The organism is Peptoniphilus gorbachii, assembly GCF_016908115.1.
Classification (GTDB): domain Bacteria; phylum Bacillota; class Clostridia; order Tissierellales; family Peptoniphilaceae; genus Peptoniphilus_A; species Peptoniphilus_A gorbachii.
Map to the genome: position 1 here is coordinate 59817 of NZ_JAFBDH010000004.1, position 19923 is coordinate 79739.

Annotated in this window: 18 protein-coding genes; 7 read left to right on the top strand and 11 right to left on the bottom strand. The window is 31.2% G+C overall.

Annotated elements, in window-relative coordinates:
* Positions 1 to 234 precede the first annotated feature (234 nt).
* The 6 genes from JOD41_RS04885 to JOD41_RS04910 all read left to right on the top strand — a co-directional run bounded on the left by JOD41_RS04885 (position 235) and on the right by JOD41_RS04910 (position 7967).
* Positions 235 to 1314: a cation diffusion facilitator family transporter gene (locus JOD41_RS04885; protein ID WP_288164819.1), complete on the top strand. Its 1080-nt coding sequence runs from the start codon at positions 235 to 237 to the stop codon at positions 1312 to 1314.
* Between the two features lie 249 nt (positions 1315 to 1563).
* Positions 1564 to 2889: an aspartate kinase gene (locus JOD41_RS04890; protein WP_205051833.1), complete on the top strand. Its 1326-nt coding sequence runs from the start codon at positions 1564 to 1566 to the stop codon at positions 2887 to 2889.
* Complete coding sequence (locus JOD41_RS04895) at positions 2876 to 3856, top strand: aspartate-semialdehyde dehydrogenase (RefSeq protein WP_156700219.1); 981 nt, start codon at positions 2876 to 2878, stop codon at positions 3854 to 3856. The genes JOD41_RS04890 and JOD41_RS04895 overlap by 14 nt, the downstream gene beginning before the upstream one ends.
* 1 nt (position 3857) lies before the next feature.
* Positions 3858 to 5039 (top strand): homoserine dehydrogenase, encoded by a 1182-nt coding sequence (locus tag JOD41_RS04900; protein ID WP_205051834.1) that lies wholly within the window; start codon positions 3858 to 3860, stop codon positions 5037 to 5039.
* Positions 5036 to 7330: a threonine synthase gene (thrC, locus tag JOD41_RS04905; RefSeq protein WP_205051835.1), complete on the top strand. Its 2295-nt coding sequence runs from the start codon at positions 5036 to 5038 to the stop codon at positions 7328 to 7330. Before JOD41_RS04900 ends, thrC begins: the two co-directional genes overlap by 4 nt.
* 133 nt (positions 7331 to 7463) lie before the next feature.
* Complete coding sequence (locus tag JOD41_RS04910; protein ID WP_205051836.1) at positions 7464 to 7967, top strand: ECF transporter S component; 504 nt, start codon at positions 7464 to 7466, stop codon at positions 7965 to 7967.
* Between the two features lie 54 nt (positions 7968 to 8021).
* On the opposite strand, the gene hslO is transcribed toward JOD41_RS04910, so the two are convergent.
* From hslO to hpt, 5 genes are read right to left on the bottom strand one after another with little or no spacing between them, the layout of a single operon-like run.
* Positions 8022 to 8942: an Hsp33 family molecular chaperone HslO gene (hslO, locus tag JOD41_RS04915; protein ID WP_205051837.1), complete on the bottom strand. Its 921-nt coding sequence runs from the start codon at positions 8940 to 8942 to the stop codon at positions 8022 to 8024.
* A gap of 2 nt (positions 8943 to 8944) precedes the next feature.
* On the bottom strand, positions 8945 to 9670 hold the full coding sequence (locus JOD41_RS04920; RefSeq protein ID WP_205051838.1) for a class I SAM-dependent DNA methyltransferase: 726 nt from the start codon (positions 9668 to 9670) through the stop codon (positions 8945 to 8947).
* Positions 9667 to 10404, bottom strand: coding sequence for an SIR2 family NAD-dependent protein deacylase (locus JOD41_RS04925; RefSeq protein ID WP_205051839.1), 738 nt, complete (start codon positions 10402 to 10404; stop codon positions 9667 to 9669). The genes JOD41_RS04920 and JOD41_RS04925 overlap by 4 nt, the downstream gene beginning before the upstream one ends.
* A 10-nt stretch (positions 10405 to 10414) precedes the next feature.
* Complete coding sequence (locus tag JOD41_RS04930; protein WP_205051840.1) at positions 10415 to 11329, bottom strand: type II CAAX endopeptidase family protein; 915 nt, start codon at positions 11327 to 11329, stop codon at positions 10415 to 10417.
* Complete coding sequence (hpt, locus tag JOD41_RS04935; protein WP_205051841.1) at positions 11316 to 11843, bottom strand: hypoxanthine phosphoribosyltransferase; 528 nt, start codon at positions 11841 to 11843, stop codon at positions 11316 to 11318. Before hpt ends, JOD41_RS04930 begins: the two co-directional genes overlap by 14 nt.
* Before the next feature lie 97 nt (positions 11844 to 11940).
* Here hpt and JOD41_RS04940 point away from each other — a divergent pair, with 97 nt between their 5' ends.
* Positions 11941 to 12459 carry a DUF4364 family protein gene (locus JOD41_RS04940; RefSeq protein WP_205051842.1) on the top strand — a complete coding sequence of 173 codons (519 nt, stop codon included), beginning with the start codon at positions 11941 to 11943 and terminating at the stop codon, positions 12457 to 12459.
* Positions 12460 to 12585: 126 nt separating this feature from the next.
* On the opposite strand, the gene JOD41_RS04945 is transcribed toward JOD41_RS04940, so the two are convergent.
* The 6 genes from JOD41_RS04945 to JOD41_RS04970 form a co-directional block, all read right to left on the bottom strand.
* Positions 12586 to 15087: an FtsX-like permease family protein gene (locus JOD41_RS04945; RefSeq protein ID WP_205051843.1), complete on the bottom strand. Its 2502-nt coding sequence runs from the start codon at positions 15085 to 15087 to the stop codon at positions 12586 to 12588.
* Positions 15050 to 15727: an ABC transporter ATP-binding protein gene (locus tag JOD41_RS04950; protein ID WP_205051844.1), complete on the bottom strand. Its 678-nt coding sequence runs from the start codon at positions 15725 to 15727 to the stop codon at positions 15050 to 15052. The genes JOD41_RS04945 and JOD41_RS04950 overlap by 38 nt, the downstream gene beginning before the upstream one ends.
* Before the next feature lie 88 nt (positions 15728 to 15815).
* Positions 15816 to 16688, bottom strand: a complete 873-nt coding sequence (locus JOD41_RS04955; RefSeq protein ID WP_205051845.1) for a sensor histidine kinase — start codon at positions 16686 to 16688, stop codon at positions 15816 to 15818.
* The gene (locus JOD41_RS04960) at positions 16676 to 17329 is read right to left on the bottom strand and encodes a response regulator transcription factor (protein WP_205051846.1); all 654 of its coding nucleotides are present in this window, start codon (positions 17327 to 17329) and stop codon (positions 16676 to 16678) included. Before JOD41_RS04960 ends, JOD41_RS04955 begins: the two co-directional genes overlap by 13 nt.
* 196 nt (positions 17330 to 17525) lie before the next feature.
* Positions 17526 to 19601 carry a heavy metal translocating P-type ATPase gene (locus tag JOD41_RS04965; RefSeq protein ID WP_205051847.1) on the bottom strand — a complete coding sequence of 692 codons (2076 nt, stop codon included), beginning with the start codon at positions 19599 to 19601 and terminating at the stop codon, positions 17526 to 17528.
* 1 nt (position 19602) lies between these two features.
* Positions 19603 to 19914 (bottom strand): DUF6110 family protein, encoded by a 312-nt coding sequence (locus JOD41_RS04970; RefSeq protein ID WP_205051848.1) that lies wholly within the window; start codon positions 19912 to 19914, stop codon positions 19603 to 19605.
* Positions 19915 to 19923: the final 9 nt, after the last annotated feature.

Here is a 19923-nt window from a genome sequence, read left to right on the forward strand (position 1 = left end):
AAAATATAAAGCATTTTTAAAATTAAATTTTAAATGCTAAATCTTGAAGTAATTAAGCTAGATTAGCTTACTTAATAATTTTTTGAAGAGTTAATTTTTTCAAAAACAATTTTAATGTTTTCAACTTAAGTTTATATCTTGAAAATTTAATCCATCAAATCAAAAATAAGGAGTGAAAAAATGTCAAATGACAACTTTGAAGTATTAAATTAATCAGAAATCCGTGGAAAAATTATTGTAAGGACGAGTTTTATAGGAATAATAACCAATGTTTTATTAGCGGTCTTCAAGGCAATACTTGGGGTTTTGGTCAATTCCATTGCCTTAACTCTTGACGCTGTTAATAACTTGTCTGATGCTCTTTCTTCTCTTGTAACTATTATAGGAGAAAAACTCGCAAGCAAGGCGCCAGATAAGAAGCATCCTATGGGTTATGGAAGGATTGAATATATTTCTTCTATGATCATAGCTGCCCTTGTCCTATATGCTGGAATCACTTCTCTAGTAGAGTGTGTTAAAAAAATTATTAATCCAAGCCCTGCTTCCTACACCAAGCTTTCTATTTTTGTAATTGGTCTTGCTGTTGTAGTGAAGTTTTTCTTAGGCAAATATGTCAAAAGACAGGGAAAAAAAGTTAACTCAGGCGCTTTAATTGCATCCGGGTCAGATTCACTATTTGATTCAATTCTTTCACTTTCTGTTTTTCTTTCTGCCATTGTTTTTATGGTTTTTGGACTTTCTCTCGAGTCTTATGTAGGTCTTGTCATTTCTGTATTTATGATTAAAGCTGGAATAGAAATGATTCTTTCTACTATTGATGATTTAATTGGTCATAGATCCGATCCAGAAATGGTGAAAAAGATTAAAGACTTAGTAAAAGAAGAAGACCCTGTAATTGGAGTATATGACCTTGCACTTTTTAATTATGGTCCTAACAAATATTACTGCTCTCTTCATGTTGAGCTTCCAGACCATATGGATGTTGATGAAGTAGATAAACTTACAAGAAAATTACAATATAAAGTCTATAAAAAAACTGGTATTATCTTGATCGCTCTAGGTGTTTATTCCTACAACACAAGGGACAAAGAAGCTGGAGAAATTAGAAGGACAATTGAAAGAAAGATTATGAATCACGATTGGGCCCTCCAAGTTCATGGATTTTATGTTGACACAAAAAATAAAAGTATTAGATTTGATGTTATCTTGAGTTTTGATGTAGAGAGAGATGAAGCATTAAGGGTTATTGAAGAAGAAATTTCTAAACTTTATCCTGATTACAAAATTCACATTGTTCCAGATATTGATTTATAATTATAGGCCGACTCAAGTCGGCTTTTTTTATTTTTAATTTTTTAGTTTTGTTTCCTCCTTCCTCTTTAAATTCTATTCTGGAATATGTCTTTTTAACTTTCTTATAAGTGTCTTTCAATTGACAATCTGACTAAATAATTGTATAATCGAAAAAATTACTTTTTAATTTTTTCTGTTTTTTTGTATTAAACACGAATTTTTTAAACATAATTTTACACACATTTTTAAATTACTAAAAAGGAGAAAAAGATGAAAGTCGCAAAATTTGGTGGCAGCTCCCTGGCAGATGCTGTTCAACTGAAAAAAGTTAAGGAAATTATTGAGGAAGACTCTGCGAGAAAGTACATTGTTGTGTCTGCGCCTGGAAAGGGTGTTAATAACAATCACAAGGTTACTGACCTTCTCGCAATGTGCCACGAGCTAAGTGCGCACGATTTGAATTTTAACGAAGTTTACAAGATCATCGAAAATGTTTTTAAAAATATTGTTGATGATCTTCTTTTGGATATTGACATTGATAAAATTTTAGAAGATGTCAAAAGTGAAATTGAAAGTGGCGCTAGCTACGATTTTGTAATTAGTCGTGGTGAGTTTATTAGCGCACAAGTCCTTGCAAATTACATTGGTTATGATTTTGTTGATGCAAGGGATTTAATTGTATTTAACGAGGGCATTTTGGACCTTTCCAAGTCATGTGAAAACATAAAAAATATTCTTATTAAGCACGATAGAGCTGTTGTGCCGGGTTTTTATGGTTTAGATGAATTTGGAAAGGTCCATACTTTTTCTAGGGGCGGTTCTGATGTCACTGGCTCTGTCATTGCTTCTGCCCTCGATGCAGAGATGTATGAAAACTTTACTGATGTGTCTGGATTTTTAGTTGCTGATCCTAAAATTGTAAAGGACTCCTCTCCCATTGGCACTATTACTTATAAGGAACTTCGTGAACTTTCTTACATGGGTGCAAAAGTTCTTCACAAAGAGGCAATTTTCCCTCTTCGCGATAAAAATATTCCTATAAATATTAAAAACACTAATGCTCCTCATGAAGAAGGCACTTTAATTGTTTCTAAATGTCCTTTTAGAAATAAAAATATTGTAACTGGAATTTCTGGCAAAAAGGACTTCACTGTTATTAATCTTGAAAAGGTAAATATGAACACTGAAAAGGACTTTTTCAGAAAGCTAACTACTGTTTTTGAATCTAATGACATTTCCATTGAACATATGCCTTCAAGCATTGATTCCGTTTCTGTCATTGTTTCTGATTCTCAAATTTCACCAAAGTTAAATAAGGTGCTTGAAGAATTAAAAATTTATTTAAATGTTGATAATATTAGTTGGGAGCGTGATATCTCTCTTATTGCAGTTGTTGGTCGTGGCATGATAAATGAAAAGGGCGTGTCTTCAAGGACCTTTACTGCTCTTGCCAAAAATGGAATTAACATAAAGATGATAAGCCAAGGTTCTAGTGAAATTAATATTATTATTGGCGTTGAAACTAAGGATTTTGAAAAAGCTATTGAAGCTATTTATAGAGAATTTTATAAGGAGGAAAAAGATGAAGAAAATTAATGTAGCAGTTGTTGGTGCAACTGGTCTTGTTGGAAGTATGATGTTAAAGGTTTTGAGTGAGGAAAATTTCCCAATTGACAATTTATTTTTGTTTAGCTCAAAAAAATCTGCAGGAAAAATTATAAATTACTGTGGAAAAGATTACACTGTTGAAGAATTAAAGGAAGATTCCTTTGATGGTAGGGATATAAAAATTGCCCTCTTCTCTGCTGGTGGATCTGTCAGCGAAAAATTTGCTCCCCTTGCTGCAAAGGCTGGTGTAACTGTTGTTGACAACTCCTCTGCCTTTAGAATGGACCCAGAAGTTCCTCTAGTTGTTCCAGAAATTAACCCAGAGGACATAAAAAATAATAAGGGAATTATTGCAAATCCAAATTGCTCAACTATTCAATCAGTCCTTCCTCTAAAACCAATTCATGACAAGTACAAAATTAAAAGAGTTATCTACTCAACTTATCAATCTGTTTCTGGTTCTGGAATCAAAGGAATTTCTGACCTTGAAAAGGGAACAAATCTTGCTTATAAGTATCCAATTGTAAATAATTGTATTCCACAAATCGATGTATTTTTGGACAATGGTTACACAAAGGAAGAAATGAAGATGATTAACGAAACTAAAAAAATTCTTCACGATGATTCCTTACTTGTTACAGCTACAACTGTGCGTGTGCCTGTAAGAAATTCTCACAGCATTTCTATAAATGTTGAAGTGGAAAAGCCTTTTGAAATTGAAGACGTGAAAAAAATCATAGCTGATTATCCTGGCATGATTTTAAAAGATGATCCAGCTAATGAAATTTATCCAATGCCACTAATGTCTGCTGATACAAATGAAGTTTATGTTGGAAGAATTAGAAGAGACTTCACTGTAGAAAATGGCATCAACCTTTGGTCCTGTGCTGATAATATTAGAAAGGGCGCTGCAACAAATGCTGTGCAAATAGCAAAAAAACTTTTGGAGGTTTAATTTGAAAATTGCAATAATGGGCTTTGGCACTGTGGGAACAGGCGTCGAAGAAATTTTGTACAAAAAAAGAAAAGATTTACTGAAAAATAATTTTGATATAGAAATAGAAAGAATTTTAATAAAAAATAAAAATAAAGATAGAAATCCTCATGACAAGACTTTGATTTTCACAGATAATTTTGACGAAATCTTAAATTCTTCTGTAGACACAGTAATTGATGTAACTTCAAATCTAGAGGAAACTTATGAGAGAATTGTAAAACTTATTAAGGCGAAAAAAAATATTGTCACTGCCAATAAGGCTGTTGTTTCAAAATATTTTGAAGTCTTAAATGAGCTTGCTCGTGAAAATGAAGTTTATTTTTCTTATGAAGCTTCTGTCGCTGGCGCAATTCCAATAATTCATCCTCTAATGGAAGAAGTTTTCTTTAATGATATTTCTGAAATCTCAGGAATTTTAAATGGAACTTCAAATTATATTCTCTCAAAAATGGAAAGAGAAGGTTCATCTTATAAAGACGTCCTAAAAGAAGCACAAGATCTTGGCTACGCTGAAGCTGATCCCACTGCTGATGTTGGCGGCTTTGATGCCATGAGAAAAATTAGAATCCTCTCCTCTCTTATTTACAATGCAAAAATTAAGGAAGATGAAATTTTTACCTTTGGAATAAATAATGTAAAAAAATCTGATTTTGATTTTGCAAAAGATTTGGGTTATTCCATTAGACTTCTTGGAAAGTCATCTTTATGTGATGGCAAGATTAATATTTCTGTAATGCCTACATTTTTAAAGGATGATTTTTTTGCAAAAACTTTTGAAGGCACAAATGCCATAAAAGTCCTTGGCGAAAATTTTAAAAAATATGAACTAAAGGGACCTGGTGCAGGAAAACTTGAAACAGCTGATGCAATTATGCGTGACCTTCTTAGAATTCTTGCAAAAAGAGAAATAAAAACTTTTTACAATGCTGAAAATTCCTATCCAGTGGAAAATAATTTAGAAAAAAAATATTATCTAAGATGTGAAAAAGTTTCTGATGAACTTAAAAATTTGATTTCATCAGAAAAAATTCTTGATGAAAATCATCATATAATTACAAAAAAACTCAGTCTAAAAAAACTTCTTCATGCAATAGAAAACTTAGATGATGTCTTTCTTGCAGAAATAGAGGAGGAAATATGAAGTTTTTATCAACTAGAAATTCCAATTTAAAAATATCGGCAAGAGAAGCAATTGTAAGGGGAATCTCTCATGACGGCGGACTTTTTGTGCCAGAATCCTTTCCAAAATTTGACATAAGTGAAAATTTAAATTTAAAATACACAGATCTTGCCCACAAAATTTTATCCCTATACTTGACAGACTTCGACAGCCATGAACTTTTAAAAATAATAGAAGAATCCTACGCAAGTTTTGAAGATGAAATTGCAAAAGTAGCTTATAAAAAAGATTTTTATCTAGAACTTTATCACGGAAGAACTTCTGCCTTTAAGGACTTTGCCCTTTGCCTTCTTCCCAATCTTTTATCCTATGCAAAAAAATCTCTTGGCATAAAGGATAAGACTTTGATTTTAACTGCGACTTCTGGCGACACTGGAAAGGCTGCCCTTGAAGGTTTTTACAACACAGAAAATATAGACATTTTAGTTTTATATCCAACAGAGGGAGTTTCTGCCATTCAAAAAAAGCAAATGACTTCAACTGATTCTCTAAATTCAAAAGTTATTGCCATTGACGGAAATTTTGATGACGCCCAAGCTGCTGTGAAAAAGATTTTTAATGATGAGGACATAAAAGAGAAATTAAAAGAAAAAAATATTTATCTTTCCTCTGCCAATTCAATAAATATTGGCAGGCTTTTGCCACAAATTGTCTATTATTTCTATGTCTATGCCGATTTAGTAAGGGAAGAAAAAATTTCTTGTGGCCATAAAATTTCTTTTTGCGTGCCTACTGGAAACTTTGGCGACATCTTAGCTGGCTACTACGCAAAAAAAATGGGTCTTCCTGTAGAGAAACTCATAATCGCATCAAATTCTAACAATGTTTTAACAGATTTCTTTAAAACTGGGACTTATGATGCCAATAGAGAGCTTAAAAAAACTATCTCCCCTTCTATGGATATTTTAGTTTCAAGCAATTTGGAAAGACTAATTTATCACAAGTCCTCTGATGAACTTGTTAAAGAAAAAATGAAAGAGCTTGCTGAAAAGCACATTTTTGAATTTAAGGATGACTTTAGTGAATTTTTATGCGGTTATGCCTCTGAAGAGGAAACAAAATCTACTATAGAAAAAACTTTTAGAGAAGATAATTATTTAATTGACCCACACACAGCCGTGGCAAAAAATATAGTAGATAAGCTGGGTTTAAAAAATACAGTGATTTTATCTACTGCCAGTCCCTACAAATTTTCTTCATCAGTTTTATCTGCCCTTGGCGAAAATATTTCACAAGATGAATTTGAAAATATTGATGAGCTTTATAAAATTTCTGGAGTGAAAATTCCTTCTGAAATAAAAAAATTAAGGGACAAAAAAATTATTCATAAGACAAAAATTAATAAAGATGAAATTGAAAATGAAGTCTTAGAATTTGCAAAGAGACCTAAAAGAATCTCTGTGCCTGCAACTTCTGCCAATCTTGGTCCAGGCTTTGATAGTCTTGGACTTGCCCTAAACTTATATAATACCTCAGAATTTAAAATTTCTGATGATATAGAAAATTTTAAGGACAATTTAAAAAATAATTTGATTTATAAGGCTTATGCCCACACTTTTGAAGTCTACAAAGAAAAAATTGTCCCAGTGGAATTTAAACTAGAATCAAAAATACCTATGTCCCGTGGTCTTGGATCTTCTGCAACTTGCGTAGTTATTGGAATAATGGCTGCCTTTGATGTCATGAATAGGTCGCTAGACAAAAAAGAAATTTTAAAAATTGCAACAGATTTAGAAGGACATCCAGACAATGTTTCACCTGCAATTTTTGGTGGAGCGACTGCATCCCTTCTTGATGATGATAAAGTCTTTGTAGAAAAATTTAAAATTTCTGATAAGATAAAATTTTTAGCACTTGTTCCAGACTTTAAACTAAGCACAGAACTTGCAAGAAAAGCTCTGCCAGATAGTTACAGCAAAAAAGATTTTGTCTTTAATATTTCTCACCTCAGTCTTTTGATTTTATCTCTTATATCTGGCGATAAAGAAAATATAAAAATTGCCCTAAAAGATAAAATTCATGAGCCTTATAGGTTTAAAGAAATTCCAGAAATAGATGAAATAGAAAAAATTATTGACGAGAGCCCTGCTATTGCCCAATATTTAAGTGGATCAGGTTCAACTATTATGATTTTATTAGATAAAAGGGATAAAGATTCAGAAAAATTTATTAAAAATAAATTAGAGGAATTAAATGGTAAATATTTACTCTTGCCACTTGAAGTAGATAGCCGTGGTGCATTTATTATTTAAAATTTTTGAAATTAAAGATTTTTAAACATATTATAAGTATTTTTAAAAAAAGGTCGCATTGTCGACCTTTTTTTTCTTTTATTATGACGAGAAAAATGCTATTATGTAATAAATAAAATAAAAAGGAGAAAACATGAAAGAATATAAGGTAAAAGACTTAGTTATCACATCACTTTTTATTGCACTTGTTTTTGTTTTTACATGGCTTGTAAAAATTCAGCTTCCCTTTGCACCTAATGGAGGACTCATCCACCTTGGCAATGTTCCCTTCTTTTTAGCTGCAATATTTCTTGACAAAAGAATTGGTATGACAGCAGGAGCACTTGGAATGGGAATTTTTGATTTAACAAGTGGCTGGGCAATGTGGTCTCCTATGACAGTTATATCTGCACTCATCATGGGTTACATACTAAACAAATTTAATTACAAACACTTAAATTTAAAAAATTTATTAATTTCCTTTGTCTTAGTTGCAATAGTAAAAGTTTTGGTTTACTACATTGGAGAAGTTTTTATACTTTCATCCTTTGTAACACCACTTGCATCAATTCCAGGCAACATAATTCAAATTGCAGTTTCATCTGTAATTGTACTTGTAGTATTAAAGCCAATGGAAAAAGTTTTTAAAAATATTTAAGCATGAAAAAAGATAGGTCCTCACCTATCTTTTTTTTGTAAATTTTTACTTTTCTTAAAAATTATCCTCTATAATAACTTTTCTATTTTTATTTATGTCCTCTGCTTTTTTTAACATTCTCTCTAGATCTTTTTCGTCAAAATCATAAACCTTGTCGCAGAAGTAACAGCTAACTTCAGCCTTCTTATCTTCTTTAAGGATTTCTTCAATTTCCCTTGGACCAACTGAAATAATTGCATCTTCAACTTTTTCACGAGAACAATTACATTTGTAGCTTACTTCTCTCTTTTCAAGAATTTTAAAATTAATGTCCTTCATGAGAATTTCAATTAATTTTTCTGCGTCGTGATATTCATCTAAAATAGATGTTACACTTGGAAGGCCCTTTAAATTTTCTTCAAGTTTAGAAATTTGCTCTTCTGTGGCATCAGGCATTAGTTGAATAATAAATCCACCAGCAGCTTTTATTGAATAGTCCACATCAACTAAAACTCCCAGACCAACAGCTGATGGAACTTGATCTGATTGAAGAAAATATACAGCCAAGTCTTCTGCAATTTCTCCAGTCGTAAGATTTACTGTGCCAGTGTAGGGCTTTTTCATGCCCGTATCCATTACAAGAATTAAATTTCCCTCGCCAACAATTCCTGCAACATCAATTTTTCCATCAGTTTCTCTTGTTGGAAGATCAGCCATAGGATTTGTAACATAACCCTTTACATAACCATCATTTTTACAAGTTGCAACAATTTTTCCCGCAGGTCCATTGCCATTAATGGAAAGAGTTATGGAGTCCTTCTCATTTTTTTGCCAGGAACCAATAATTGCTGCTGCAGTTAAAACTCTACCTAGGGCAGCACTTGTAGTTTTTGATAATTTATGAATTTTAGCAGCCTCTTCCACTACATCTGTAGTAATTGCTGCAGAAATTTTTATAGTTTCAGTCTCATCTATTGCTCTTAAAATATATCCCAAATTTACCTCCTTGTGATAAATGTGTACCTAGAAGTTTCATCCCTTACTTCTTTAAATTCGTAATCGTCATAAACTTCTATATCTTTAAATCCTGTTTTTTCCAATAAATTTTTCACGAAGGATAGGTCATATGCCCTTTCTAAATGTTCTTCGTAAAATCTTTTATAGTCATTGTCCTTAATATTTCTAAAAAAATTAACTCCGTAGGTGTTTAATTTTTTCTCTTCATCGTAAATATTTTCCCAAAGGTATAAAACATCTTCCACTTCGTCTACAGTAACTGGAGGAATATTTTTAAATTTGTATTCTGTATTTAGGTCAAAAATAAAAATTCCTCCATCTTTTAAGTGATCGTAGGAAGATTTTATTGCAGCTTCAAAATCTTTAACATCAGTTACATAATTTAGACTGTCGCCAACGGAAAATATTGCATCATAAGATGCTGGTGCAGAAAATCCAACCATATTTTGTTTAAATAATTTTAAATTTTTGCTTCTTATTTTATTTTCACAAACACTTAACATGTCATCAGACAAATCAAAGGCATGAATTTTGTAGTCTCTTGCCAATTTCTCTGTCAGTCCACCTGTGCCACAAGCCATCTCTAAAATTAATTCAGGTTCTAGAGACTTTTTCCCTAGAACCTCTTTTATAAATTTATAAATTTTCTCGTAGTCAAGATCGTACATGAGCTTGTCGTAAAAATAAGCGAAATCTCCATACATCATGATCTTTTTTCAAGCTCCTTTAAAATTTCTTGTAAGACAAGTGAAGAATTTTCGTGAATAACTACATCTGCTCTCCTATCCATTGGCGTAGGGTCGTTATTTATTATAATCAAGTGATCAACATAATTTGGCAAAAAGTTTACTGGAGAAACTGTAAGTGATGAGCCGACAACTATTAGTGTGTCTGTGTCATCAAGCTCTCTTGCTCCCCTTTCAAAATCGTCAGGCATCATGTCGCCAAACATTACAACATTTGGACGAATTGTGCCGCCGCATTTATCGCACTTAGGTGGAATTTCTCCCTTTTCAACTTTTTCACGCATTATAGCAAAGGGATATTCATGTCCACATTTCATGCAGTGAGTGCCACGAGTTTCCCCATGAACTTCGTAAATATTTTTTGAGCCAGCCTTGGCGTGAAGATTATCGATGTTTTGTGTAATAATTCCAGAAAGAAATCCTTCCTCTTCCATTTTTGCCAGTGCCTTGTGTCCTTCATTAGGTTCTTGATCATTTAAGTCCTCTAAAATTTTATAACCTTCCTTATAAAAAATTTCTGGATGATTTATTAGTCTATCCTTGGAAAGGGCAAGCATGGGGTCCATTTTGGAATAATAGCCAGAGGAAGATCTAAAATCAGGTATGCCTGAATCTGTAGAAATTCCTGCGCCAGTTAGGGCAAAAACTTTTTTTGATTTTAAAATTAAATCAGCTGCTTCTCTTATCTTATCCATATCCTACCTCCTAAAAAACAATGTAGTGATAGATGAAATACAAAATCACAAGGGCAATTATTGGCACAAAGTTAAATAAATCTATGCCCTCAACATCTCTATATCTAATTTTTATTTCCACATCCTCATTATTTTCCTTCTTCAAATTTTTAAGAATTAATCTAATTAAAATCACAGAAAAAATTGAAACTACAATTAATAAAATTATAATTGAAAGCTCAAGGGATCCAATTTCACGAGAAAGTTTTGTCTTTCTCAAAAATTCAAAGAGCCTTTCATTTACATATCTTGCCGTCAAAACTGCAATGACATTATTAACAAAGTGAGCCACAATAGCCGGAATAATAGAACCAGTAACTTCTATTAAAGTTGAAAACAAAAGTCCCAACAAGAAGGGGGCTATAAAATTTTGTATGTCAAAGTGAAATAGGGCGAAAACAAGAGCCGATACGATAATGGCAAATTTTTCTCCATAGACATTATAGGCATTAGTTAAGGTTCCTCTAAAGAAAACTTCTTCGCAAATTGCAGGCACAAGGCACATAAATATTAAATAATTAAAAATTGGAACATTTTGTAGCATTAATTCCATTGGAAAATTTTTGTATTCAATAAAATTTGAAAGAAGGGACAAGAAAATTCCATTTAAAAGCAAAATAAGAGGGTAAGCCAAAATCACAAGGATAATAGCCTTTAAAATATTTTCAAAAGAAATCCTTTTTACTTTTAAAACCTCTTTAATATTTCCCGTTGAAGAAATAAAAATTGCAGGAAGTAAAATTATAAAAATTTCCGTTATAAAAGTACCCCAAAAGCTGTATTTCTCTTGAATATTAAAACCAATAGTTAAAAAAATTATTGCTAGGACAAGAGTCAAGGTGTTTACACTCATGACATTTAAATTTTTCTTTTTATATCGTCTCATTTTTTTCCTTATAAGTGTAAATGTATGGCACATTTCTGTAGTAATCGCCATAATTTAAACCATAGCCAACAATAAAAATATCATCAATTTCAAAGCCAACATAATCAGCAGATACATCTGCTTCTCTTCTTGAAGGCTTATCTAAAAGGACACAAGTCTTTAAGGATTTTGGCTTATAACTTAAAAGTTTTTCCTTCACTGCATAAAGAGTGTTACCTGTGTCTAAAATATCATCAACAACAAGAACATCTCTTCCCTCTATATTTGTTCTAAGTTCTGTTAAAAATCTCACTTCTCCACTAGAAGATTCACTATGTCCATAGGATGAAGTTGTGAGAAAATCTATCTCAATTAATTTATCAATCTCTCTAACTAAATCTGCTGCAAAAATAAAGCTACCCCTTAAAAGAGAAATGACTACGAAATTATCGTCGAAGTCTTCTGTAATTTTTTTGCCCAGACTTTCTACTTTTTCCTTTATCTCTTGACGAGAAAATAAAATTTGTCTTTCCATAATTCCTCCAAATACATTATATCAAAAAATGGCAAAAATTCATCTTTAATTGATAATAGAGCCCTAGCTTTGGTATAATTTAAAAGAAGGTGATACTATGGAAAAAAGTTCCTTTGAACTTGCATTAAATAAATTATTAATTCTATACATTATAGATAATTTCAACCATAAGCTAAAGGAAAATGACCTTTCCTATTTTGTACTAGATATAGAGCTTTTTAATTACTTTTACTTCAAACAGTATTTAAAAGAATTAGAATCAACAGGTCTAGTCCTTTTTGACGGCGACAAAAAATATTATCTATCAGAAGATGGAGTTAATACCCTAAATATTTTTTATGAACAAATTCCTGAAGAAAACATAAAATTTTTAGACGAAAAAATAGAAATTTATGGCCACGAACTAGTCCTAAAAAATTCAGTTTTAGCAGAAACTTTTGAAGAAAAGGGTGCAAACTACGCCAATCTAAAAATAAAAGACGACGAAATAGATATTTTAGACTTAAAAATTGAAACATCAGATAAAATAATGGCAAAAAAAATTTCTGCAAACTTTAAAAAGAATGCAGAAAATATTTATTCGGAAATATTAAAAATTTTGACAGAAGAAAATTAGAATCGGAAGGCTCATTGAATTATGGATTTTAGAAAAATTGATTTAGAAAGTCTTTAGGTGGCAAGATAAAAGGCTATGAGTTTTAATACTCACAGCCTTTTTTATTTCTGGTTAACATAAAAATTGTTATTCTAAACTTCTTATTCTATCTACAAGACTGTTATTGCTATGCTTTTTATAGAACCTACCTGTAAATATTATCCCAATAATTATATTTACTGAGTTTACAAGTATAAGTGGCAGAATTACAAATTTATAAGAAGTCCACTGAGTCTGTTCCATAAAATCCATCAAGATAAATTTATCTACAAGAAGCATAATGAGAAAAGAAAATATTAAGCCACATAAAGAATAAATCAAATTCTTTTTCACTAAATATTTTTTAATATTTTTCTTTGTCATTCCAATTGCTTCAAGGATTGATAAGTTCACCATGTTTCGTAGTATTTCAGTAGCAATAACGTTAATAAAGTTAAGCACCGATATTAAGAACAATACTATAGACAAACTATATCCAGCAAATTCTATTAGGCTTTTGAATTCCATTGTAGATTTGATCTGAAGATCCCTTGAATCGTAGGAAAAGTCTGGCTCATTTTCAAAAGTTTTTAATAGATTATCAAAGTTTTCCTTTTCACTATCCTCTACATCAAATCCATAGGACATTATACTCTTATCTCCTGTGAGCTCTTTATACTCATTCGGCTTCATATAGATGTATTCCAAACTTAAAGTAGGACTAGATTCGTCATTTATATCTTCCTTAATTACAGTGAAATATCTAAGACCATTTGAAAAATTATATTCAACTTTCCCCATAACTTGGACTTCTTTGACCTTATTATTAACATTGATTTTTATTTTATCACCAGCTTTAAATGCAGATTTTTTATCTCCATATTCTCCTATGATAACATAATTTCCTGTTTTCCATTTGTCTTTATCAAATTCTACATCTATAAATTTTTGTTTGTTTATTAAATAATCATCTATTCCTAATAATATTGGAGCAACTTTATTATCTTCTATTTTTATATCTGGATAATCGTATTCATAACCATAGTAGTATAAAGCTCCCCCAGCTTTAAATCCCTTTTGATTTTCTATTTCATCAATGAAATTATCCTTGATACCGTCCTCACTTCCTGAGTACATATACCTAAAATATTTTGGGCTTGCTATATTATAGTCCGTTACAATTACATCAGAAATTCCCTTTTCTAGATCAATATTACCAGTATAAGTTAAAACACTGTTTAAAATAACAGCGGATAGACTCATAGATAGAATAATTGAAATAAATCTAAATTTATTGGAAAATACTTGCCTTCTAGCAAGCTTTCCTAGAGAAATATCCTCGCTTTTATATTTCTTTTTTATCGTGGTCTCATTGTATCTGCTGGCATCTATTGGAGAAACTTTTGCCGCATACCTTGCAGGTCTCATAACTGATAGAAATACTGTAAGCAAAGTGAAGGCTGTCGAAAATAAGATAATTAAGATTATTACCATGAGTGATAATTTTACATCCGTTAACATCTCATTATTTGCAAATATTTTATTTAAAATAACTTTTCCAATAGAAATCCCTACTATATCTCCAACTATTATTGCTGGAAGTGCGACTGCTAAAGACTCTAGATGAACAAGTTTTTTGATTTGTGGCTTTGTCATTCCAATTGTTTTTAAAAGGCCCAGAAGTTTAATATCTTCATTTACGGATATCTTAAAAATATTGTTTATTATTAAGTAGCCTGCGACTATTACCAAAATCAAAAAAGCTAAGAAGGGTAGAAATGTTTTAAAATCAAAACTACTATCACCAGATAAAAGATATGCAAAGTTAACACCAATCCTTATTTCTTTGTCGGATAGATTTCCAGGGTCATCTACCACTTTATAACCATTTCTCTCTGCAATTTTTAAAAGTTTATCCCTTATCATAAAGGAATTCTTTAGCATTACTTCCACGTCATTATTATTTTCTGGAAGGGATAATTTATCTACATAAGCTTTTGATAAATAGATTTGTCCTACACCAACATTTGAGTCAATAGGATTTTGAAAGGTTCCAGATATAATAAATGTTCCTATTTTCTTTTCTATAATTTCACCTGTGTAAGGTTTTTCAATATTGAAAGGAACTTCTATCTCTTCACCAATTTCTCCTTTATAACCTAATTTTTTAGCAGTTGCTAAATCTATAAATACTTGGTTATCTTTTTCTGGAAACTCCCCCTTAACTTTTTCTATTAGAGACCATTCAAATCCTTTTTTGTCCATATAGGATAGTTCCGCAGTCACTTTTTCATCATCAAGTATTCCAACTTTCTCTCTTATTGAAAATTCCTTTATGTCTTTATCCTTGGATAAAATACTTATGTCTTTGTCAGAAAGTTCTTTAAAAGAGCCATGGCTGATTGTGCCAATAGTTTTCATCGTTTGAGTTTCCATGCTTTTTCCTAAACCTATGGCTACGGAAAACAGACTTGTAAATAGTATAGAAGTCAAAGCAATTGCTAATAAGAGAATATTTCTCCTACTTTTATTTGCATTTAAAATACTTTTTGACAGACGTGCTATATAAGCTTTATTTTTGACTTTCATTATTTTCCACCAGCCTTCCATCTTCTATCCTTAAAGTTTTTTCTGCAGCTTGAGCGACGGCATCATCGTGAGTAATCATAAGAATAGTATTTCCAAGCTCTTTATTAATCTTTTTTAGTAAATAAACAACTTGGGAAGATGATTTTGAATCTAAATTTCCTGTAGGTTCGTCAGCTAGAATTAAAGATGGTTTGGTAACCAAGGCTCTTGCTATGGCAACCCTTTGTTGCTGTCCACCTGATAATTCATTTGGCATTTTATTTTTTTGATCACTTATTTCAAGTATATCTATTACGGAATCAACATATTTCTTATCTACTTTGTCCCCATCAAGACCAAAGGGAATAATTATATTCTCATATACATTTAGCATGGGCAAAAGATTATATGCTTGAAAGACAAAACCAATATTTCTTCTCCTAAAAATGGTTCTCTCATCATCTTTCAATGCATAAATGTCGGTATCATCAATTAAAACTTTTCCGCTTGTAGGATAATCGAGTCCTCCTAATAAATGTAATAGGGTTGATTTACCAGATCCGCTTGCTCCAATTATAGAAATAAATTCTCCTTTTTCCACATCGAAAGATACTCCGTCAAGAGCTCTTACTTCCACGTCATTTGTTTTATAATATCTTTTTAAATTTTCTACTTTTAACATATCTATCACCTCTTTACATTTAATATAACATTCATATCTTACAAAGTGCTTACAAGACTTCTTACAGTTTTGTAAGAAAAAAGACTTCTCACAAGGGGAAGTCTACTGAAAATTTTATTCTATTTTCGTCTAAAGACGCTCTTATATTTCCACCATGTTTTTCTATAATTTCTCTGGCTATAAAAAGGCCTAAACCCAAACCATCCTTTGAAACGGAATTTTTTCCTCTATAAAATCTTTCAAATATCTTTGGCAAAGTTTCTTCTGATATGTCTTCGCACTCATTTTCTATGTCTAAATTATAGTTTAGGTAAGATTTATAAACTGAAATATTAATAGTAGATCCCTTTGGCGAGTATTTTATAGCATTATCTACAAGATTGTGGATGGCTTCTTTAAGCCATCTTTCGTCCAAATTGAAAATTAAGTCTTCGGCTTTTAAATCTATGATTATACATTTTTCATCTAATATTACTTTAAATTCTCTCAAAACATCTTCTACTAGGTCTTTTAAATTTGCTTGATGTTTTTGAAGTCCTATAATATCCGATTCAAGCCTAGATGATTTTACTAGGTTTTGTATTAAAAATTCTAGTTTATTAAGCTCATACTTTATAATTTCAAGATACTCATCTTTCGGATCATCTTCTAAAAGACTAATGTATAAAGAAAGGTTGGTAATGGGTGTCTTTGTTTGGTGTGATATATCTGCTATTAAATCTTTTGTTTTGTTTTTTTCTGTACTTATCTTCTTTTCTTTTACTTGATTTGAATATAGAAATTTAATGAGCTTTGATTTTATTTTAGATAATTCCTTTTCATCAAATTCTGTAATTTCTAAATTTCCATCCAAAGCCTTATCAATATAGTCTGAGAGTTCACGCATTTCACCTATCAAGACAATATATTTATATAAAAGAATTCCGATTACAATTACTAGAATGCCTACTAAAAATTCCATTTATATCCAACTCCAAAGACTGTTTCTATTGGGTCATAGGGTTTTAATTTATTTCTTATTCTAGAAATGTTGACACTAAGAGTATTCTGATCAATAAATTCATCATCTATTCCCCAAACAAAATCAAATAGTAATTCTTTAGTAATAACTTGAGACTTATTTTTTATCATGTAGTATAAAATTTTTGTCTCTGTTCTTGTGAGATCTATATTTTTATTATCTACATAGAAAGTATTTTCATTGAAATTAAAGTCTAGACCATCTTTCTTATAAAGATTTAAATCACAAGATGCTATTTTTTCAAATGCTCTTTTTATCTTTGCCTCTAATATTCCCAAAGAAAAAGGTTTTGTTAGATAGTCGTCTGCCCCTAAATTTATGGCTGAAATTATATATGCCTCAAGATCTATAGCAGATAAAACTATAATAGGAATTGATGAAGATTGTCTAGTATATTTTATTATTTCAAGCCCATCTCCATCTGGTAAGTTCATATCAAGTAAAATCAAATCCGCATCATCAATAAAATTTTTAGCCTCACTAATTGTGTTTACAGAAAAAATTTCATATTCTTTATTTAAGGCTATGGAAATTCCTTTATTTAAATTTATATCATCTTCAATTATTAGTATCTTCTTCATAATCTATCCCTGAAAATTTTTTTACTCCTCAAAAAAATTCTGCCTTATAACTCTTATAAAAAATATTATACAACATTTTAAAAATGAATATTTGCAAATTGTTTTATTCTGTAAATTTAAATAAATATTTGTAAAAAAATAAAGCCGCTGGGACTTTATTTTGTAATTTGATTTTTAAATTTTTTAAATTCTAATTTTATACTCTATAGGCCCTCATATTTCTTCCTGCAATGGCAACTGTTGATGCGTTGTGAAGGAAGGCTGAATTTGTATTTGTGAGATGTCCTGTTACTCCAAGGGCAATTAAAGCACTATTAAAGGAAATTATCTTTCTGTAACTTCTATGAACTCTCTTTTCCAATTCTTTAGAAATTTTTATCACATCAATAAGTTCTTTTAGGGAGTCGGACTTTATTGATATGTCTGCAATTTCTTTTGCAATATCTGCGCCTTCATGCATAGATATTCCTACATCGGCTGATGATAGTGCAATGGAGTCATTAATTCCGTCGCCAATCATGACAACTGTTCTGCCCTCTGCCTTTTCTCTATCCACATATTCTTTTTTTTCTTCAGGTAAAACTTGAGCCTTATAATAATCTAAGTCAAGTTTTTCTGCCACTGCTCTTGCAGAATTTTCTGCATCGCCAGTTAGCATGGCAATTTTTGTGAATCCAAGCTTTCTCAAGGAATCAATTGTATATTTTGCATCTTCTCTAAGAGGATCGTCTATGCAAATTACTGCAATTAATTTTTCATCAAAGGCAAGATATAAAAGTGAATAGTCTTCCTTTAATTTGTCAATTTTATTTTTTTGCGCTTCATCTATTTTTATATTTTCATCTTCTAAGATGAAGTGAGCTGAACCAATTAGGGCTTCCTTTTCGCCAATTTTTGATCTTATTCCATGAGCGACAATGTACTCAGGCTTTGAGTGCATTTCTTCATGATTTAAATTTTTATCTTTTGCTGCTTTTACAACGGCATTTGCTATTGAATGTGGGAAGTGCTCTTCAAGACAAGCTGCAATTCTTAGACATTCGTCTTCATCATTGTCATAAAAAGCTATAACTTTTTCAACTTTTGGCTCTGACTTTGTAAGAGTTCCTGTCTTGTCAAAAATTATTGAATCTGCTTGGGCAAGTTTTTCTAAATACCTTCCACCCTTTACTAGGATTTCTCTTTCTGATGAAGAAGAAATTGCCTTCATAGTTGCAATTGGTATTGTAAGTTTAAGTGCGCAGGAAAAATCCACCATTAAGAAGGATTTTGCCTTGATAAAATTTCTAGTCAAGAGATAAGTTATTCCTGCTCCAAAGAAAGAATATTTTACAATGGAGTCTGCTATGGAGTCTGCCTTTTTCTCAGCAAGAGATTTATTTTTTTCGCTCTCGCCAATTAATTCAATTATATGATTTATTCTGGATTCGTCATATTTTTTCCTTGTCCTAACTAGTATGGCACCTTCTTCTAAAACTGTGCCTGCAAAGACAGTCTTGCCTTCCTCTTTTTTAACAGCAAGGGACTCTCCAGTAAGAGAAGATTCATTTACCATGCCATAGCCCTTAAGAATTTCGCCATCTACTGGTATTGTTGAACCCATGTTGACTTCTACAACTTCATTAATTTCAAGGTCTTCTAATTTTTTAAGATATTTCTTGTCGCCTTCAATGACAAAAACTTTTTCTACATTTAGTTTAAGAGATTGTGCCAGGTCGTCCTTTGATTTTTTTAGAGTGTAGTCCTCTAATTCTTCTCCAAGTTCTAGGAGGAACATAATATTACCTGCATCGCCAAATTCCCCATCAAGAATAGAAATTCCAATTGCCGCTGCATCTAAGACTTCAACCTTTAATTTTCTATCTCTAAGACTTTTTATGCCAGCCTTAATATAAGGAAGAGCCTTTATAAGAACACCAATTGGTCTAAGTGGCATAGGCAAAATATGGGCGAAGAAAATTCTCCTATAAATTGCGTCACGAAAAATGTGGAAAAGCTCTCTATCCTCTTGTGGCACAAAGTCTGCATCATCAATTTCAAAATCTCTTAAATCTTCTAAATCAAAGTCTAAAATAAATTTTGCAATTTTTGGCAAGTAACTTTCTTCATAATTTACTGTAATTGAATTTGCAAGAGGAGAAATCTTGCAAGATTTTACACCAGATAATTCTTCAATTTTATATTTTAATTTATTTACATCGCAGTCTCTAAGTTTGTCTATATATAAAAATCGACATCTGCCTAGAGTTCTACTGGCAATACTTGCTTTCATATTAGTCTTCTACTTTTACTTCTACTTCTTCTGAAACTTTTTCCTTTTCTTCTGCTACTTTTTCAATGTCAAGTTCAGCTTTTCTTTCAGCTTCTTTTCTTTCATCTTCAGCTTTTTTTACCTTAGCTTCTGCAACTATATCTTCAGTTGAAACTTTTAAATTTTCAACGCTTTTATCTATGCCTTCTTTAATTTTAAGTCCTTGTGTCACTGTAGATACAGCGAGTTTTTTTGCACTTTGTGATGAAAGAATTTTTCCACCAAGAGCTCCTGCCACAAAACCCAATCCTAAATTAATTAATTTTTTGTTCATTTCATAACC

Coding starts and splice junctions, on each gene's coding strand:
- JOD41_RS04890 (WP_205051833.1), top strand. CDS start 1,564: ATGAAAGTCGCAAAATTTGGTGGCAGCTCCCTGGCAGATGCTGTTCAA.
- JOD41_RS04895 (WP_156700219.1), top strand. CDS start 2,876: ATGAAGAAAATTAATGTAGCAGTTGTTGGTGCAACTGGTCTTGTTGGA.
- thrC (WP_205051835.1), top strand. CDS start 5,036: ATGAAGTTTTTATCAACTAGAAATTCCAATTTAAAAATATCGGCAAGA.
- JOD41_RS04910 (WP_205051836.1), top strand. CDS start 7,464: ATGAAAGAATATAAGGTAAAAGACTTAGTTATCACATCACTTTTTATT.
- JOD41_RS04920 (WP_205051838.1), bottom strand. CDS start 9,670: ATGATGTATGGAGATTTCGCTTATTTTTACGACAAGCTCATGTACGAT.
- JOD41_RS04925 (WP_205051839.1), bottom strand. CDS start 10,404: ATGGATAAGATAAGAGAAGCAGCTGATTTAATTTTAAAATCAAAAAAA.
- JOD41_RS04930 (WP_205051840.1), bottom strand. CDS start 11,329: ATGAGACGATATAAAAAGAAAAATTTAAATGTCATGAGTGTAAACACC.
- hpt (WP_205051841.1), bottom strand. CDS start 11,843: ATGGAAAGACAAATTTTATTTTCTCGTCAAGAGATAAAGGAAAAAGTA.
- JOD41_RS04940 (WP_205051842.1), top strand. CDS start 11,941: ATGGAAAAAAGTTCCTTTGAACTTGCATTAAATAAATTATTAATTCTA.
- JOD41_RS04945 (WP_205051843.1), bottom strand. CDS start 15,087: ATGGAAGGCTGGTGGAAAATAATGAAAGTCAAAAATAAAGCTTATATA.
- JOD41_RS04950 (WP_205051844.1), bottom strand. CDS start 15,727: ATGTTAAAAGTAGAAAATTTAAAAAGATATTATAAAACAAATGACGTG.
- JOD41_RS04955 (WP_205051845.1), bottom strand. CDS start 16,688: ATGGAATTTTTAGTAGGCATTCTAGTAATTGTAATCGGAATTCTTTTA.
- JOD41_RS04960 (WP_205051846.1), bottom strand. CDS start 17,329: ATGAAGAAGATACTAATAATTGAAGATGATATAAATTTAAATAAAGGA.
- JOD41_RS04965 (WP_205051847.1), bottom strand. CDS start 19,601: ATGAAAGCAAGTATTGCCAGTAGAACTCTAGGCAGATGTCGATTTTTA.
- JOD41_RS04970 (WP_205051848.1), bottom strand. CDS start 19,914: ATGAACAAAAAATTAATTAATTTAGGATTGGGTTTTGTGGCAGGAGCT.